Origin of the sequence: Sphaerisporangium sp. B11E5 (genome assembly GCF_039871875.1) — a bacterium.
In the GTDB taxonomy this organism is placed as follows: domain Bacteria; phylum Actinomycetota; class Actinomycetes; order Streptosporangiales; family Streptosporangiaceae; genus Sphaerisporangium.
Genome location: NZ_JBDPMD010000047.1, coordinates 32,727 through 49,055 on the forward strand (window position 1 = coordinate 32,727; position 16,329 = coordinate 49,055).

The following is a 16,329-nucleotide window of genomic DNA, read 5'->3' on the forward strand; positions in this document are numbered from 1 at the left end:
TCACGTGAAGGCCAGGACGGCGAGGACGGCGGCGGCCGTGCCCAGGGTCCCCCCGGCGAGCCCCAGCGGGCGGCGGAGGCGGCGGGCCCAGGACGCGCGGGCGATCTCGGCGCAGATGCCGGCGAGGCTGAGCAGGAGGATGACGACGACGAGCCGGTCCGAGCGGGTCCCCGCGGCCTCGGCACGCAGGACGGCGCTGTCGTGCTCCCGTTGCACCGCCTGCTGCTCGGGACCGATACCGCCCACGACGAGGCGGGTGGTGGCGTCCATGCCGTCCCGGTCCGCCGGACGCGCGCTCATGGCCACGGTCAGCAGGCCGATCCGCCTGGCCGTGGCCCGGTCCGCCGCCGCGCGGGCCCGGGCGGCCGTGCGCGTCGCCGGGCCGGCCCGGCGGGCGGCGCGGGAGAGCGCGTCGCCGCGGTGACCGGTCATCAGGGCGATCTGCGTCCCGTTGGTCTCGAACGCCTTGCGCGTCACGTGGCCGATCGCGGCCGTGGACAGCAGCGAGGCGTCGCGCGCGGCCACGCCGAGCGCGCGGCTCTCGCCGGTGCCCGCCTGGATCTGCAGCGCGGTGGCCACCGTCACGAGCACGCCGAGCAGCACGGCCCACGGCGGGACCCACCACCGCCCCGCCTTCTCCTCCGGAGCGGCCGGCGGCACACCGGGCGGCACGGCCGGCACCACGGCCTGCTCGGCGTTCCCGCCGTTCTCTCCTGGCCGGGGCGCGGCGCCGGTCCTCAGCCCTGGCCGGCCTCGGAGCAGGAACCCCGCGGCCAGCCCGCCCACCGTCAACAGGAACGCGGGCACCGGCGGGACACGCCACGTCCGCCGGCCCGCGGACGTGGCCACGAGGACGACCGCCAGCACGAGGCCCGCCGCACGCCGGCCTCCCGGCCGCCGGACCTCGTGGGAACCGTACGGGCCGGTCCCCGGCTCCCAGGGGGCCTCCGGGGACACGGCGCCGTTCCCGGTGGCGGCCTTCTGCGCCAGGAGCACACCCAGCAGCACGAGCACCGCTCCACCGATCATGGTCTGCCCGGCCGGCCCCACCACGCGGCCCGACCGGTCGCCGGCCGCGAACGCCCCCGCGGTGGCCTTGGCGGCCCCGAGGTTCCCGGCCTGCAGGTCGGCGAGCCGCCTGCCGACCCGCGGCGCGGTGTGACCGCCGTACCGGGGATCGGTGAGCAGCGGGTTCACCGGCGGAATCGTGTACCCGTAGTTCTCCAGGTACTCGCGCGCTGTGGCGCGTTCCGCCGCCGCCTCGGCCCGCACGACCCTGCCGCCCCGCGCGGCCCGCCGCGACAGCTCCTCCGCCCGGATCACCGCGGTCCAGACCTGCAGTGCCTGCGGCGCCTCGTCCAGGTACACCGCCCGCACGTTCTCCAGCGTTCTCCCGGTGTAGCGGACCTGGGCCCTGACCCCCTCCTGCCAGGAGCCGTTGGCCCGCGCCGCCTCCTGTGCCGCGACCCAGCTCGCCACGGCCACCAGTACCGCGCCGGTGCCTATGACGATGCGCGCCGCCCAGCGTAAGAGCACATTTCAGGCTACGGCCGGAAGGTGGGAAGCAGGCGGGAAAAGTTAATTCTCTGCCTCACGGGCATGAGTGACCCCTGTGACCGGGCCGATCGTCGTGGACAGGGCGCGCTGGCTGGGCTACCGGTGGCGCGAGCACGGCCTCGGCGGCCGGTGCGGCGACGCCGCGCTGGACCGCCTGCTGACGCTGGGCTTCCAGGACACCCGGCAGGTCGGGGCGGTGCAGGCGCTGGCCCAGCGCACCACGAAGGTCGACGGCACCGGCGTCGCGGACGCGGTCTCCGCGGACGGCCCGCTGGTCGCCCTGTGGTCGGTCCGGGTGGCGCCCCACGCCTACCGGCCGGGCCGGCTGGACTTCGTGCGCGACGCCCTGGCGCCGCGGGACGCCGACGAGGGCGGCCCCGCCCACGTGGAGGCGGTCGAGGAGGTGGCGGCCGCGCTGGGTGCGGTCGTGCGCGCCCCCATGCCGAAGGGCGAAGCGAGCGGCGAGGTCACCGGGCGGGTGCGGCCGGCTCTGGTGGAGTGGTGCCCGAGGTGCGAGGCCCGGCACGTTCCCGACAGGCTGTTCCGCGAGGCCGGACGCCAGGCCCGCCTCGTGCTCGACCCGGACCGGCGGCCGGGCACCGTCCTGCGTCCGCCACCGGACCACCCGCAGGAGAAGGTGGACCGTCCGCGCCTGGCGCTGCTGACGACGTACCTCCGGGTGAACGGCCCGGTGAGCAGGCCGGTGTACCGCGACTGGCTCGGCGGCGCCGCGGCGGTGGCGGACCTGTGGAAGGACCTCGGCGACCTGGTGCGCGTCGAGATCGACGGCCACCGCTACGACCTCCCCGAGGAGCTGCTGGACCCGCTGCGCGCCGCCCCCGGCGCCACCGGCGTGGCCCTCGTCCCGCCCAACGACCCCTACGTGCGCCAGACCGACCGCACCCTGCTCGTCCCCGACAGGGAACGCCGCCAGGAGGCGCTGCGTGCCCTGTCCGGACCGGGAACGCTCCTGGTGGACGGCGAGGTGGCCGGAACCTGGCGCTACCGCCGCGGCAGGCACGAGGTCGCCGTCACCGCGTTCGAGCGCGTGACGCCCGCGAGGCGCGCGGAGGCGGAGAGGAACGCGGAGCTCGTCGTGGGGGTCCTCGGGGACGACCGGCCGAAGGTGACCTGGGACTGATCTGCCTCCAGAACGCACCTTACTTCGTAAAGGCGGTCGGCCGGTCCGCGCCTCAGTGGCCGGCAGCGCGTCTGGTTTGCGCCTTCTTTAGACCTATATGAGTTACTTTCACCACCTTCGAGGCATCAGACCATGGTCACCGCAGGCCCAGGGGGCGGGAATGATCAGAAGGTTGGCGGCGCTCGGCATGGTCGTCGCGACGGCGTGGGCACCGCCCCTGCCAGGCGCGGAGGCGGACACCACGCCGGGAGCACGATCCGCCCTCGCGAGCCGGGCCTCCGCCCCGTGCCCCCCGCCGGGGTCGTCCGAGCCGACGGTGGTGCTGGTCCACGGGGCCTGGGCCGGCACCTCGAGCTGGGACGGCGAACTGGACGCCCTGCGCCGCGCCGGCCACGCCGCGCGGGCCGTGGCGAATCCGCTCCGCGGCCTGACCGGGGACGCCAGGACCGTCGCCGACTTCCTGAAGACCCTGTGCGGCCCGATCGTCCTCGTCGGGCACTCCTACGGCGGCTCGGTGATCACCAACGCCGCGGCGGACGTCCCGGCCGTCAAGGCCCTGGTGTACGTCGACGCCGCGGCCCCCGACGTCGGAGAGACCACCGGCGCCCTCAGCGGACGGGACTCCGCCCTCGCCGCGCCCCCCTCCTCCCTCTACGACAGGGTCCCCTACCCGCAAGCCCCGGCCGGCGCCGCCGACCTGTACCTCAAACAGGACGTCTTCCTCCGCTCCTTCGCCTCCGACCTCCCGAAGGACACCGCCGTACGCCTGTGGGCCTCCCAGCGTCCCGCCTCGACCAGCGCGTTCACGACCCCGTCGGCGTCGGCCGCCTGGAGGAAGATCCCCTCCTGGTACTTCATCAGCACCGGCGACCGCGTCATCACCCCCGCCTCGAAGGTGTCCATGGCCCGGCGCGCCCACTCGCGCGTCACCCGTTTCCCCGGCGGCTCCCACCTGACCCTGATCTCCCACCCCGGCGCGGTCACCTCGGTGATCGAATCGGCGATCGCCTCCGTCCGCTAGCCGGCCGGTGTCTGTCATGTTCCGGTGGCGGATGGTCGAGCACGGAGCATGGACGTGCCCGCGCTGGAAGGAGCGGCGGTCGCCATCGTCCACCCGGGACTCGCCGGAGCGCGGCGGTCACCTCCCCAACCGGAGAAAGGCCGGTGGCGGGAAGCCACCGGCCTTTCCCTGCCAGGTCAGCGGGCGGCGGTGCCCGAGCGGCGCTTGGTCCAGATGTCGAAGGCGACGGCGGCCAGCAGGACGATGCCCTTGACCAGCATGACGCGTTCGCTGGGGGAGCCGATGAGGCTCATGCCGTTGTTGATGACGCCCATGATGAGGCCGCCGGTTATCGCGCCCACCACTTTGCCGACGCCGCCCTGGACGGCGGCGCCGCCGATGAAGGCGGCGGCGATGGCGTCCAGTTCGAAGCTGCCGCCCGCGGTGGGGCCGGCCTGGTTGAGGCGGCCGGCGAAGATGATGCCGGCCATGGCGGCGAGCACACCCATGTTGACGAAGATCCAGAAGACGACCGACTTGACGCGGACGCCGGACAGGACCGCCGCCTGGAGGTTGCCGCCCACCGCGTAGATGCGGCGGCCGAAGACCGAGCGGTTGGCGAGCAGGGAGTAGCCGAGCACCAGGACGGCCAGCAGGACCAGGACCCAGGGGAGGTTCTTGAAGCGCGCGAGCTGCACGACGAGGAACAGGATGACGGCGGCGCCGACGGCCAGCTTCAGCACGAAGGCGGGGAACGGGTCGACGGTCTGCCCGTAGCTGAGGCGCGCCGAGCGGGCACGCCACTGGGCGGCGGACATGCCGGCCACGGCGATCAGGCCGACCAGCAGGCTGAACAGGTCGGCGCCGCCGAGGGGGCCGAGGCCGATGTTGCCGAGGTAGCCGTCGGTGAAGCCGTTGGACAGCGTGCGGACGGCGTCGGGGAACGGGCCGATGCCCTGGTTGCCGAGCACCGTGAGGGTGAGGGCGCGGAACAGCAGCATGCCGGCCAGCGTGACGATGAACGACGGGATGCCGAAGTACGCGATCCAGAACCCCTGCCAGGCGCCGATGAGGCCGCCGACGAACAGGGTGACCAGCAGCGCGGCGGGCCACGGCACGCCGTAGTTCACCATCAGGACGGCCGACACCGCGCCGGTGACCGCGACCACCGACCCCACCGACAGGTCGATGTGCCCGGCGATGATGATCAGGATCATCCCGACCGCGAGGATCAGGATGTAGGAGTTCTGCACGATGATGTTGGAGATGTTCTGCGGTTGCAGCAGGGCTCCGTCGGTGAGCACGGAGAACAGCACCACGATCAGCGCGAACGCGATGTAGATGCCGCTCTGCCGCACGTTGATCGAGAAGCCGCCGAACCCCATGCGGCGCGGCGGTCGTACCTCGCCCTGTCCGCCGCCGTCCTGCGGCCCCACCGCGACGCCCGTTGGCGAGACGCTGCTCATCGGGATTACTCCTGTCCCATTGTCATGTAGTGCATGAGCCGTTCCTGGGTGGCCTCCGCGCGGGGGACCTCACCGGTCACCCGGCCCTGCGACAGCGTGTAGATGCGGTCGCACAGGCCGAGCAGCTCGGGAAGCTCGGAGGAGATCACCAGCACCGCCTTGCCCTGGTCGGCCAGGCGGTTGATGATCGTGTAGATCTCGTACTTGGCGCCGACGTCGATGCCGCGGGTCGGCTCGTCGAGGATCAGCACGTCGGGGTCGGTGTAGATCCACTTGGACAACACGACCTTCTGCTGGTTGCCGCCGCTGAGCTGCCCCACCACGCTCGCCACACTCGGCGCCTTGATGTTCATGCTCTTGCGGTACTCCTCGGCGACCCGGTACTCCTCGTTCTCGTTCACCCAGCCGCGCCGCCCGAGGCGGGGCAGGCCCGCGGCGGAGACGTTGCGCTTGATGTCCTCGATGAGGTTGAGACCGTACCGCTTGCGGTCCTCGGTGGCGTACGCGATGCCGTGCTTGATGGCGTCCCTGACGCTCCGCAGCTCGATCTGGCGGCCGTCCTTGAAGATGCGCCCGGAGATGTTCACGCCGTACGCCCGGCCGAACACGCTCATCGCGAGCTCGGTGCGCCCGGCACCCATGAGCCCGGCCAGGCCGACGATCTCGCCGCGGCGCAGCGTGAGCCCGGCCCCGGAGACCACCTTGCGGCCGGGCTGGGCGGGGCTGTACACCGTCCAGTCCTCGATGCGCAGGACCTCCTCGCCGATGTGCGGCTCGTGCGGGGGGAAGCGGTTCTCCAGGTCGCGGCCGACCATGCCGGAGATGATGCGGTCCTCGGTGACGTCGCCGGAGGCGGTACGCAGGGTCTCGATGGTGCGGCCGTCGCGCAGCACGGTGATCGAGTCGGCGATGGCGATGATCTCGTTGAGCTTGTGCGAGATGATCACGCAGGTGATGCCCTGGTCGCGCAGCCCGCGCAGCAGGTCCAGCAGGTGCGCCGAGTCGTCGTCGTTGAGCGCGGCGGTGGGCTCGTCCAGGATGAGGAGCCGTACTTCCTTCGACAGCGCCTTGGCGATCTCGACGAGCTGCTGCTTGCCGACGCCGAGGTCGGCGATGTTCGTGGTCGGGCTCTCGCGCAGGCCCACCCGGGCCATCAGCGCGGCCGCGTCGCGGTTGGTGCGGTTCCAGTCGATGAAGCCGCGGGTGGCCCGCTCGTTGCCGAGGAAGATGTTCTCGGCGACGGACAACTGCGGGCACAGCGCGAGCTCCTGGTGGATGATGACGATGCCCGCGTGCTCGCTGTCGCGGATGCCGGAGAAACGGCTGACCTCGCCGTCGTACTCGATCTCGCCCTCGTAGGTGCCGTGCGGGTACACCCCGGACAGCACCTTCATCAGCGTCGACTTGCCGGCGCCGTTCTCGCCGCAGATGGCGTGGATCTCACCGCGGCGCACCGACAGGCTCACGTCCTTGAGCGCCATGACCCCAGGGAAGGTCTTGGTGATGCCCCGCATGCGCAGGATGTCGTCGGTCATTCTCACGTCCCCTCACGCTGGTCCCGGGGGCGGAGCGCGCCCCCGGGACCCTCAGGCGGTTGGTCAGCCGCCGAGCTGCGCCGCGGTGTAGTAGCCGGTGTCGACCAGGGCCTTCTGGTAGTTGCTGTTGTCGACGATCAGCGGCTCGAGCAGGTAGGACGGGACGACCTTGTTGCCGTTGTCGTAGTCGGTGGTGTTGTTGACCTCGGGCTTGCCGCCCTTCAGCACGGTGTCGGCCATCTTGACCGTCACCTCGGCGAGGTCGCGGGTGTCCTTGAAGATGGTGGAGTACTGCTCACCCGCGATGATCGACTTCACCGACGCCAGCTCGGCGTCCTGGCCGGTCACGATCGGGTACGGCTGGCCGGAGGTGCCGTAGCCGTTGCTCTTCAGCGCCGACAGGATGCCGATGGACAGGCCGTCGTACGGCGACAGCACGCCGTCCACCTTGTCGCCGCCGGTGTAGGTCTTGGTGAGGATGTCCTCCATGCGCTTCTGCGCGGTGGCGGGGTCCCAGCGCAGGATGGCGACCGTCTTGAAGTCGGTCTGGCCGCTCTTCACCTTCAGCACGCCGCTGTCGATGTACGGCTTGAGCACGGACATGGCGCCGTTGAAGAAGAAGGTCGCGTTGTTGTCGTCGGGGGACCCGGCGAACAGCTCGACGTTGAACGGGCCCTTCTCGCTGCCGTCGGACCCGTCGGCGTTCTTGACCTTCAGGCCGACGAGCAGGGAGGTGGCCTGCTGCACACCGACCTTGAAGTTGTCGAACGTCGTGTAGTAGTCGACGTTCGGGCTGTTGCGGATGAGCCGGTCGTAGGCGATGACCGGGATCTTGTTGTCCGCGGCCTGCTGGAGCTGCGTGGTGATCGCGGTGCCGTCGATCGACGCGATGATGAGCAGCTTGGCACCCTTGGTGATCTGGTTCTCGATCTGGTTGACCTGGGTGGGGATGTCGTTCTCCGCGTACTGCAGGTCGACCTTGTAGCCGAGCTTCTCCAACTGGGACTTGACGTTGTCCCCGTCGTGGATCCAGCGTTCGGACGACTTGGTCGGCATGGTGACGCCGACCAGGGCGCCGGCACCCGCGGACGCGGTGTCGCTGCCCCCGCCGCCGGTCTTCTGGCTCGATCCGCAGGCGCTCATGGTGGCGGCGAGCGCGATGGCGGACACCATCGTCGCGATCCGTCCAAGCCTCATGGTTGGTCTCCTAGAGAAGGGGATGGCACGCGGCGCCCGCACGGAGGCATGATCGACGGCCGGAGGACCTCCGCGCCCAATCGCGACGGTCGTGCGTGTTAGGCACCTTGGTTGTGAAGTGTTATCGCTAACAATTGGCATGTCAACGCCAGCCGATAACGTCTCGGAAACAGTGGCTTAACCTACCACTGACCTGGTCGTCCGAGGTCGGAGCCCCGGTAGGGCCGTTCCTGCCGAACGTTTCCGCGTTTTTGGGAGATCGTTCACGCTCACGACGCGACGCCGCGTGGGTGAACGCGCACAGCCGGTGCCCGGCCTCCGCAGGGCGGGAGTGGCCGAGGGGCCTGTGAGGCGGCGGCGGCGCGCGGGACGCGGCCCGGTGGGGGGCTCGTCCCGCGGGCGGAAATTCCACCGGGGTCTTGACAGATCGTCCGCCGAGGTTCCGGTGGAGCTCTTTACTCTTAGTAAACTTTCTTTTATATTCACGGCATCCCCCCAGCAAAAGGAGTACGGTATGCGAAGAACGATCATGGTGGTGGCGACGGCCTTGCTCACCGTGGGGGTAACGGTGTTCTCCGCCGCCCCCGCCCTCGCCCACGGTTACATCTCCTCGCCGCCGAGCAGGCAGGCCATGTGCGCCCAGGGCCGCGTCGCCAACTGCGGGGACATCATCTACGAGCCCCAGAGCGTCGAGGGGCCCAAGGGGCAGCGCAACTGCCACGGCGGCGTCGCCCGGTTCGCGCAGCTCAGCGACGAGAGCAAGAACTGGCCCGCCACCTCGGTGGGCTCCACGGTCAGCTTCAACTGGATCCTCACCGCCCGCCACGCCACCAGCACCTGGGAGTACTACATCGGCAACACCCGGGTCGCCGTGTTCAACGACGGGGGACGCCAGCCCGGGTCGACCGTGTCGCACACCGTGAGCCTGTCCGGCTTCAGCGGGCGGCAGAAGGTGCTCGCGATCTGGAACATCGCCGACACCGTCAACGCGTTCTACGCCTGCGTCGACCTGCAGATCGGCGGAGGCGGCCCCGGCCCGACGCCCACCCCGACCGCGACGCCGACCAGGACGCCGACCCCCACGCCCACCGTCACCTCGCCGGGCGGCACCTGGGCCGCCGGCACCTATTACGCCGTCGGCGCCCAGGTCACCTACGGCGGCCTGCGCTACCGGTGCCTGCAGGCCCACACGGCCCTCACCGGCTGGGAGCCCCCGAACGTCCCGGCCCTCTGGCAGCGCGTCTGACCGTTCACATGGGCGCCGCCGGGCGGCGCCCATCTCCGGCGCCCCCGGCGGGACCTGGCCCCGCCGGGGCGCCGGCCCCCGAGACGACGAGACCGAGAGGCGGAGCCCGCATGAGACGTGCCGCCCTGGCCGCCCTGGTCCTGGTGGCGGGGTGCGGGACGGCCACCGTCGCGCCCGGGGCGCCGCGCCCGCGTCCCGCGCCGGTGGCCCCGTCCCCGGCGCGGGCCGCGTTCAACGACGCGGACGTCGCGTTCCTGCGGATGATGATCCCGCACCACCGTCAGGGCATGCGGATCGCCGGGCTCGCCGCCGAGCGCGCCACCCGCCCGGAGCTGCGGGCACTCGGCGCCGCCGTCGCCGCCACCCAGGGCGACGAGGTGCGCTCGATGACGATGTGGCTGCTCGCGTGGGACCGCCCCGTGCACGCCGCCCCGCACGACGAGCACGCCCGGCTGCACGCCACCGACCCGGCGGACATCGACGCGCTCGGCGGGCTCTCCGGCGCACGCTTCGAGCACGCGTTCCTCACCCTGCTGATCGCCCACCAGCACAACGCCGTCGAGATGGCACGCGACGAATCGGGGAACGGGGTGAACCCGGAGGCCAGGGACCTGGCCCGGCGCATCGACCTGTCCCGCACCGCGCAGATCCGGCAGATGCTCGGGCACCTGGACGGCCGCTGAATCCTCTCGGCCGGTCCCGCCGGCGGATGCCGGCGACCGGAGGATCGGTGAATCCCCCGACCGGCCCTGCCGGCAGGTCCCCGGGTAACCGGAGGATCGGTGAATCCCCCAACTGGTCCCCATCGGCGGGTTCCCCGTGACGGCATAACGTTGCATAATGCAAGTCCGATACCAGGGCGACGATGCCGCCGGAGACGTGGGGGCGCGCGGAGTGCTACTGAACGATCGCGAGGCGCGCCGCTCGGGCGGGAGAGGCGCGGAGACGCTCACATTGACCACTCCGCCGTTGCCGTCCGCGCCGCAGCAGGCGCGCGACATGGCGCTGTCCGCCGTGCTCGCCTGGTCGCTCCCCGTGGACCCCGACGAGCTGTGCCTGGTCACCGGTGAGCTGGTCGCCAACGCGGTGACCCACGCGGGCACCACGCTCGGGGTGCGCATCCGCACCCGGGGCGGCGCCGCGGTCCGGGTCGAGGTGACCGACCGCGACGTCCGCCCGCCCACGCTGTTCGCCCCCGGCCGCTCCGACGAGAGCCACTGGGGCCTGGTCGTGGTGGCCGCCCTGGCGTCCCGCTGGGGCTACGAGCGCCTCACCACCGGCAAGGTGGTCTGGGCCGAGGTCGACTTCGCGGCCGAGCCGGTCCCGCTGGCCTGACGGCGAGCCGGCCGGAGACCGAACCCGGCCGGCTGTGCCCCTCACCGGGCGGCGAACACCTGCGGGTGGGACTGGCGGGTGAGGCGGCGGTGGGTGAGGAGTGAGTCGCGGATCTCGCCGGCGCGGACGGCGGTGGTGGAGAGCAGCGTCGACGTCAGGCCGTGGGTGTGCTCGGTGCCGCCCTGCAGGTAGAGGCCGGCGCTCACCTCGGGGGGGAGTGCCACGCGGTGGTCGCGGCCGACGCGGACGGCGTCCTCCTCGTCGCGCAGGCACAGTTTGGCGGTCTCGCCGAGCAGGGTGCCGATGTCCTGCGGGCGGTAGCCGGTGGCGTGCACGAGCAGGTCGGCGGTGAGCACCGTGCGTTCCCCGGTGGGGAGGAACTCGACGGTCACCTCCAGGTGGTCGCCCACGGAGCTTACGTCGCGGATGCGGGACACGTTGAGCATGCGCAGGCGCTCGCGGCCGTGCACCTTCTCGCGGTACGTGGTGGCGTACAGCGCCTCGATGAGGTCCATGTCCACCACCGAGTAGTTGGTGCCGCGGTGGTAGTCGTACAGGGAGCGCTTCACCTCCGGCGGCGAGGCGAAGTACAGGTCCACCGCCTCGGGGTCGAAGATGCGGTTGGCGAACGGGCTGTCGTCGGCGGGGGTGTAGCCGTACTTGGCGAACACCGCGCACACCTCCGCGTCGGTGAACGTGCGGTGCAGGTAGTCGACCGCCTCGGCGGCGCTCTGCCCCGCGCCGAGCACCAGCGCGCGGCGCACCTTCGCGCCGGACGCGCTGAGCCCCGCGACCCGGGGCACCAGCTCGCTGTTGTGCCACACCCGGTCGGTCAGCACGGTGCCCGGCGGCAGGTGCGGCTCCAGCCCGACGGCCACGCAGATGTTGCGCGCACGGCGCACCGTGGTGCGGCCCGGGGCCTCCGGGTCGCGGCTCACCACGTCGAACCACCGGGTCTCGCCGTGCTCGTCCGTCACCGGCTCGACGGCGACCACCTCGGCGGAGTACCGCGCGAGGTGGCGCACCCGGGCGGCGGCCCACTCGAAGTAGTCGTGGAACTCGGCGCGCAGCGGGAACAGCGTCTTCTGGTTCAGGAAGTCCACCAGCCGGCCGCGTTCGCGCAGGTAGCACAGGAAGCTGTAGTCGCTCGCCGGGTTCCGCATGGTGACCAGGTCCTTCAGGAACGACACCTGCATCGTCGCGTCGTCGATGAGCATGCCCCGGTGCCAGCCGAACGCCGGCTGGCGTTCCAGGAAGACGGCCGTGAGCCGTTCTCCCGCGGGGGCATCGGCGTTGTGCTCCTCGATCGCAATCGCCAGCGCCAAGTTGGACGGCCCGAAGCCGACTCCCAGGATGTCGTAGATGGTGTCGGGCTCACTGTCCAGTGTGTCCACCGCGGCATCGCCTCCCTCTCGGGCCCACATGTTAGATAAGGTTAGCCTTACCTGACAAGGTCTCCAAGATCGCCCTCCTGAGGAGAGGAAACACCATGCGGGTCGCCATGTTCGGCTACCAGACGTGGGGTCACCGCACACTGCGGGCCCTGCTGGACTCCGGCCACGAGGTGGTGCTCGTCGTCACCCACCCCGCCAGCGACCACGCGTACGAGCGCATCTGGGACGATTCGGTGGCCGAGCTGGCCGCCAAGCACGACCTGCCGGTGCTGCTGCGGCAGCGGCCCGGTGACGGCGAACTGCTCGCCGCGCTGCGGGACGCGGCGCCCGACATCATCGTCGCCAACAACTGGCGCACGTGGCTGCCGCCGGAGATCTTCGACCTGCCGCCGCACGGCACGCTCAACGTGCACGACTCGCTGCTGCCCGCCTACGCGGGCTTCTCGCCGCTGATCTGGGCGCTCATCAACGGAGAGAAGGAAGTCGGGGTCACCGCGCACCGCATGAACGCCGAGCTGGACGCGGGGGACGTGGTGCTGCAGCGGGCCGTGCCGGTGGGGCCGGACGACACCGCGGCCGACCTGTTCCACCGCACGGTGGACCTCATCGAGCCGATCGTGCGCGAGTCGCTCGACCTCATCGCGTCCGGCCGCGCGGTGTGGGTGCCGCAGGACCGCAGCCGGGCGAGCTTCTTCCACAAGCGGTCGGTGGAGGACAGCCGCATCGACTGGACCTGGCCCGCCGAGGCCCTGGAACGCCTCGTCCGCGCCCAGTGCGACCCCTACCCGAACGCCTTCACCTACCACCGCGGGCAGCGCGTCCGCATCGTGTCAGCGGCCCTGTCGCGGGCCCGCTACGGCGGCACCCCCGGGCGGGTGTTCATCCGCGAGGGTGACGGCGTGGTCGTCGTCGCGGGCGCCGACGCCCGCACCGGCCGGCACCCCGGGCTGCTGGTCCGCCGCGTCCGCACCGACGACGGCGCCGAGCACGCCGCCACGGACTACTTCCGCACCATGGGCGACTACCTGACACCGCACCCCTGACCGCCCCGCGCGCGGGCCGCCCTTCGCGGCGGCCCGCCGCCGTTCTCGCGGCCCCCGCGGCGGTTATCCGGTGGCGGCCGCGACGTCGTGGTGGCGGCCGACCGGGATGACCAGCGGGGTTCCGCTGACCGGGTCGGTGGTGACCTGGCACCGCAGGCCGAAGATGTCCTCCACCGTCCCGGCGGTGACGACCTCGGCGGGCGGCCCCTCGGTGACGATGCGTCCCGCCTTCATGGCGATGACGTGGTCGGCATACCGGCAGGCGTGGTTGAGGTCGTGCAGCACCATCACGATGGTGCGGTTCTCCCGCCGGTTGAGGTCGGTGACGAGGTCCAGCACGTCGATCTGGTGGGCCAGGTCCAGGTACGTCGTCGGCTCGTCCAGCAGCAGGACGGGCGTGCCCTGCGCCACGGCCATCGCGATCCACGCCCGCTGCCGCTGCCCCCCGGACAGCTCGTCCACCGGCCGGTCCGCCAGGTCCGTCAGCCCGGTGGCCTCCAGGGCCCCGTGCACCGCCTGCTCGTCGGCCTTGGACCACTGCCGCCACCACGTCTGATGCGGCGACCGTCCCCGTGTCACCAGGTCCACCACGGTCAGCCCCTCGGGCGCGACGGGAGCCTGCGGCAGGATCCCGAGCCGCTTGGCGAGCTCCCGGGTCGGGATGCTGTGCACCGCCCGCCCGTCCAGCCGCACCGCCCCCGCCCGCGGCGCCAGCAACCGCGCCAGCGCCCGCAGCAACGTCGACTTCCCGCAGGCGTTGGCCCCCACGATCGCCGTCACCCGCCCCGGCGGCACCACGAGATCCAGGTCCCGCACCACCACCCGGTCGTCATAAGCCAGCCGCAACCCGTCCGCCCGCAACTCAGGCCCACCCGGCTCCGCCGGGCGGGCGGGGAGGAAGGGGCGGGCGGGGACGCGCCCTGCCGGGATGGCGGTGCCGTGGCCGGTGCGGTCCTCGGGGAGGACGATGCCCTGGCCGGTGCGGTCCTGGGGGGCGGCGGTGCCCTGGCTTGTGCGGTCCTGGGGAACGGCGGTGCTTCGGCCGGTGCGGTCCTGGGGGGCGGCGGTGCCGTGGCCGGTGTGGTCCTGGGGGGTGGCGGTGCTTCGGCCGGTGTGGCTCTCGGGGATGACGGCGGTGTCGTCGGCCATGATGTGACCCTCCGGGGGCAGGTCGTGTGCGGGGGACGACGGGGGCGCGGCCTGGAGGGGAGGCGGAAGCTGCGTGGACTCGGTGTGGGTGGGGGTGGTCATGGTTCAGCCTCCTGAGCCGGCGCGGTTGGCGCGGATGAGCAGCCAGAGAAGGACGGGGGCGCCGAGGACGCCGGTGACGATTCCTACGGGGACCTCGGTGCCGGGGATGAGGGTCCGGGTGGCGAGGTCGGCGCCGAGGACCACCAGGGCGCCGGTGAGGCCGGCGGTCACCAGGGGGGGCCAGGCGGTGCCGGCGAGGCGCTGGGCGATCTGGGGGGCGGCCAGGGCGACGAACGCCACGGGGCCGGCGGCGGCCACTCCGAAGGCGACCAGGCCCACGGCGGCCAGCAGCAGGGCCAGCCGGGTCGGCTGGACGGCGGTGCCCAGGCCGGTGGCCACGTCGTCGCCCAGGTGGAGGGTGCGCAGGTGGCGGGTCAGGGCCAGGGTCACGGGGAGCAGGACCGCCAGGGCCACGGCCAGCGGGACGGCTTCGTCGATGTCGCGGCCGTTGAGGTTGCCGACGAGCCAGCCGAGGGCGGCCTGGGCCTGGAACTTGCCGCCCCGGGCCACCAGGTAGTCGGTGACGCTGGTGCAGATCCACGAGACGCCGATGCCGACCAGGATGATGCGGTAGCCGGTGGTGCCGCCCCGCCAGGCCAGCGTGTACACCACCAGGGCGGTGACCAGCGTGCCGAGCAGGCCGAGGATCTCGGGCCCGAGGCCGTCGTCCCAGCCGAGCACGATGCTCGCCACCACGGCGGTGCCCGCGCCCTGGGTGAGGCCGATCATGTCGGGGCTGGCCAGGGGGTTGCGTGTCAAGGTCTGGAACACCGCGCCGGACACGCCGAACGCGACGCCCGCCAGCAGGCCGACGAGCGCCCGCGGCAGCCGCAGCTCCCGCACCACCAGCAGCGTGCCGGGGTCGCCGGCACCGGCCAGCGCCTTCGCCACACCGATGAGCGTGATCGGGTAGTCCCCCACCGCCACGTTCCAGCAGAACACCACGAACGTGACGGCGGCCAGCCCCCCGCACACCAGCATCAGCCGCGGCCGCAGGATGCCGGACACGGGCGGCGCGGCCAGGCGGAACGGCCGCCGGGCGATACCGGTGCCCGGCCGTCGCGGCGTGGCGGCCGTGCTCTTGGTCCGCAGATCGGGCATCGTCACACCTCCGCCAGCTTGCGCCTGCGCACCATCGCGATGAAGAACGGGCCGCCGATGAAGGCGATGAGCACACCGGCCTGGATCTCGGACGGGCGGGCGACGAGCCGGCCGATGATGTCGGCGGTGAGCAGCAGGATCGGGGCGAGCAGCGCGGACAGCGGCAGCAGCCAGCGGTGGTCGGGCCCGATGCCAGCGCGCTCGGCGAGCACCCGGGCGACGTGCGGCACGACCAGGCCGATGAAGACGACGGGGCCGATGACCGCGACCGCGCCGCCGGTGAGCAGCATGATGGCCGTGACGCCCTGCAGGCGCACCAGCCCGAGCCTGCGGCCGAGCGCGGTGGCGACGTCCTCGCCGAGGGCCAGGCTGTTCAGCGCGGGCGCGCAGGCCAGCGCGAGCAGCGTGCCGACCGCGAGGAACGGCAGGATCCGTCGCACCACCTCGGCGTCCTGAGCCGCCAGCGACCCGGCCGCCCAGAAGCGGTAGCGGTTGAGCGGCTCGGGGTCGGTCAGCACGATGGCGCTGGTCAGCGAGGACAGCAGCGCGGTGATCGCGACCCCGGCGAGCGCCAGCTTCACCGGCGTCAGCCCGGAGCGCCCGAGCCCGCCGAGCAGGTACACGAGCACGCTCGCGGTCAGGGCCCCCGCGAAGGCGAACCAGATGTACCCGAACAACGACCCGACGCCGAGCAGCGCGATGGACAACACGATGGCGAACGACGCCCCGGCGGTGACGCCGAGCACCCCGGGGTCGGCGAGCGGGTTGCGGGTGAGCGCCTGCATGAGCGCGCCGGACAACCCGAGCGCGACCCCGGCGGCGAGGCCGAGGACGGTGCGCGGCACGCGGACCGTCCAGACGACGTTCTCGGCGGACCGGCCGCCGGGCCCGGGCACGTGGCCGGTCAGCGCCTGGACGACCTGGTCGAGCGGGATGGCGCGGGCGCCGACGGCGATCGACAACAGGCACAGCGCGAGCAGGGCGGCGCCGATCAGGACCAGCAGGGCGGCGGGGCGCGCCCGCCGGCCCCGGGTCACCGGGCTGTCTCCACGTTCCGAATTCC

At 72.4% G+C, this 16,329-nt stretch carries 14 protein-coding genes; 6 read left to right on the forward strand and 8 right to left on the reverse strand.

All coding sequences use genetic code 11. The features are described from left to right. Positions 1-1,536 carry a hypothetical protein gene (locus ABGB17_RS31140; RefSeq protein WP_347636200.1) on the reverse strand — a complete coding sequence of 512 codons (1,536 nt, stop codon included), beginning with the start codon at positions 1,534-1,536 and terminating at the stop codon, positions 1-3. A 76-nt stretch (positions 1,537-1,612) separates the two neighbouring features. Between ABGB17_RS31140 and ABGB17_RS31145 the strand changes: the two genes are divergently transcribed. Both ABGB17_RS31145 and ABGB17_RS31150 read left to right on the forward strand, forming a co-directional pair. After that, the gene (locus ABGB17_RS31145) at positions 1,613-2,698 is read left to right on the forward strand and encodes a crosslink repair DNA glycosylase YcaQ family protein (RefSeq protein WP_347636204.1); all 1,086 of its coding nucleotides are present in this window, start codon (positions 1,613-1,615) and stop codon (positions 2,696-2,698) included. A gap of 160 nt (positions 2,699-2,858) precedes the next feature. Further along, positions 2,859-3,719, forward strand: a complete 861-nt coding sequence (locus ABGB17_RS31150; protein WP_347636208.1) for an alpha/beta hydrolase — start codon at positions 2,859-2,861, stop codon at positions 3,717-3,719. Positions 3,720-3,895: 176 nt separating this feature from the next. Here ABGB17_RS31150 and mmsB read toward each other — a convergent pair whose 3' ends face one another. The 3 genes from mmsB to chvE form a co-directional block, all read right to left on the reverse strand. Continuing rightward, the gene (gene mmsB, locus ABGB17_RS31155; protein ID WP_347636211.1) at positions 3,896-5,164 is read right to left on the reverse strand and encodes a multiple monosaccharide ABC transporter permease; all 1,269 of its coding nucleotides are present in this window, start codon (positions 5,162-5,164) and stop codon (positions 3,896-3,898) included. Positions 5,165-5,169: 5 nt separating this feature from the next. Next, a complete protein-coding gene (gene mmsA, locus ABGB17_RS31160; protein WP_347636215.1) occupies positions 5,170-6,699 on the reverse strand; it encodes a multiple monosaccharide ABC transporter ATP-binding protein in 1,530 nt (509 codons plus the stop codon). 63 nt (positions 6,700-6,762) lie between these two features. Then, positions 6,763-7,896: a multiple monosaccharide ABC transporter substrate-binding protein gene (chvE, locus tag ABGB17_RS31165; RefSeq protein WP_347636218.1), complete on the reverse strand. Its 1,134-nt coding sequence runs from the start codon at positions 7,894-7,896 to the stop codon at positions 6,763-6,765. A gap of 514 nt (positions 7,897-8,410) precedes the next feature. On the opposite strand from chvE, the gene ABGB17_RS31170 reads away from it, so the two are divergent. The 3 genes from ABGB17_RS31170 (at position 8,411) to ABGB17_RS31180 (ending at position 10,477) form a co-directional block, all read left to right on the forward strand. Continuing rightward, positions 8,411-9,142 carry a lytic polysaccharide monooxygenase gene (locus ABGB17_RS31170; protein ID WP_347636221.1) on the forward strand — a complete coding sequence of 244 codons (732 nt, stop codon included), beginning with the start codon at positions 8,411-8,413 and terminating at the stop codon, positions 9,140-9,142. 110 nt (positions 9,143-9,252) lie between these two features. Continuing rightward, positions 9,253-9,825, forward strand: coding sequence for a DUF305 domain-containing protein (locus tag ABGB17_RS31175; RefSeq protein WP_347636225.1), 573 nt, complete (start codon positions 9,253-9,255; stop codon positions 9,823-9,825). A 271-nt stretch (positions 9,826-10,096) separates the two neighbouring features. Continuing rightward, positions 10,097-10,477 (forward strand): ATP-binding protein, encoded by a 381-nt coding sequence (locus ABGB17_RS31180; RefSeq protein ID WP_347636229.1) that lies wholly within the window; start codon positions 10,097-10,099, stop codon positions 10,475-10,477. Positions 10,478-10,518: 41 nt separating this feature from the next. Here the strand turns inward: ABGB17_RS31180 and ABGB17_RS31185 are convergent, their stop codons facing one another. After that, a complete protein-coding gene (locus ABGB17_RS31185; RefSeq protein ID WP_347636231.1) occupies positions 10,519-11,871 on the reverse strand; it encodes a SidA/IucD/PvdA family monooxygenase in 1,353 nt (450 codons plus the stop codon). Positions 11,872-11,966: 95 nt separating this feature from the next. On the opposite strand from ABGB17_RS31185, the gene ABGB17_RS31190 reads away from it, so the two are divergent. Then, the gene (locus tag ABGB17_RS31190) at positions 11,967-12,914 is read left to right on the forward strand and encodes a methionyl-tRNA formyltransferase (RefSeq protein WP_347636234.1); all 948 of its coding nucleotides are present in this window, start codon (positions 11,967-11,969) and stop codon (positions 12,912-12,914) included. A gap of 63 nt (positions 12,915-12,977) precedes the next feature. Here ABGB17_RS31190 and ABGB17_RS31195 read toward each other — a convergent pair whose 3' ends face one another. From ABGB17_RS31195 to ABGB17_RS31205, 3 genes are all read right to left on the reverse strand, one after another. Beyond that, positions 12,978-13,775: an ABC transporter ATP-binding protein gene (locus ABGB17_RS31195; protein ID WP_347636262.1), complete on the reverse strand. Its 798-nt coding sequence runs from the start codon at positions 13,773-13,775 to the stop codon at positions 12,978-12,980. A 393-nt stretch (positions 13,776-14,168) separates the two neighbouring features. Continuing rightward, on the reverse strand, positions 14,169-15,266 hold the full coding sequence (locus ABGB17_RS31200; RefSeq protein ID WP_347636238.1) for an iron chelate uptake ABC transporter family permease subunit: 1,098 nt from the start codon (positions 15,264-15,266) through the stop codon (positions 14,169-14,171). A gap of 2 nt (positions 15,267-15,268) precedes the next feature. Then, positions 15,269-16,303 (reverse strand): iron chelate uptake ABC transporter family permease subunit, encoded by a 1,035-nt coding sequence (locus tag ABGB17_RS31205; protein WP_347636240.1) that lies wholly within the window; start codon positions 16,301-16,303, stop codon positions 15,269-15,271. Positions 16,304-16,329 lie beyond the last annotated feature (26 nt).

Excerpts from the sequence above, each read along its gene's own strand:
- ABGB17_RS31150 (WP_347636208.1), top strand. The coding sequence starts at position 2,859 with ATGATCAGAAGGTTGGCGGCGCTCGGCATGGTCGTCGCGACGGCGTGG.
- ABGB17_RS31175 (WP_347636225.1), top strand. The coding sequence starts at position 9,253 with ATGAGACGTGCCGCCCTGGCCGCCCTGGTCCTGGTGGCGGGGTGCGGG.
- ABGB17_RS31170 (WP_347636221.1), top strand. The coding sequence starts at position 8,411 with ATGCGAAGAACGATCATGGTGGTGGCGACGGCCTTGCTCACCGTGGGG.
- ABGB17_RS31200 (WP_347636238.1), bottom strand. The coding sequence starts at position 15,266 with ATGCCCGATCTGCGGACCAAGAGCACGGCCGCCACGCCGCGACGGCCG.
- chvE (WP_347636218.1), bottom strand. The coding sequence starts at position 7,896 with ATGAGGCTTGGACGGATCGCGACGATGGTGTCCGCCATCGCGCTCGCC.
- mmsA (WP_347636215.1), bottom strand. The coding sequence starts at position 6,699 with ATGACCGACGACATCCTGCGCATGCGGGGCATCACCAAGACCTTCCCT.
- mmsB (WP_347636211.1), bottom strand. The coding sequence starts at position 5,164 with ATGAGCAGCGTCTCGCCAACGGGCGTCGCGGTGGGGCCGCAGGACGGC.
- ABGB17_RS31190 (WP_347636234.1), top strand. The coding sequence starts at position 11,967 with ATGCGGGTCGCCATGTTCGGCTACCAGACGTGGGGTCACCGCACACTG.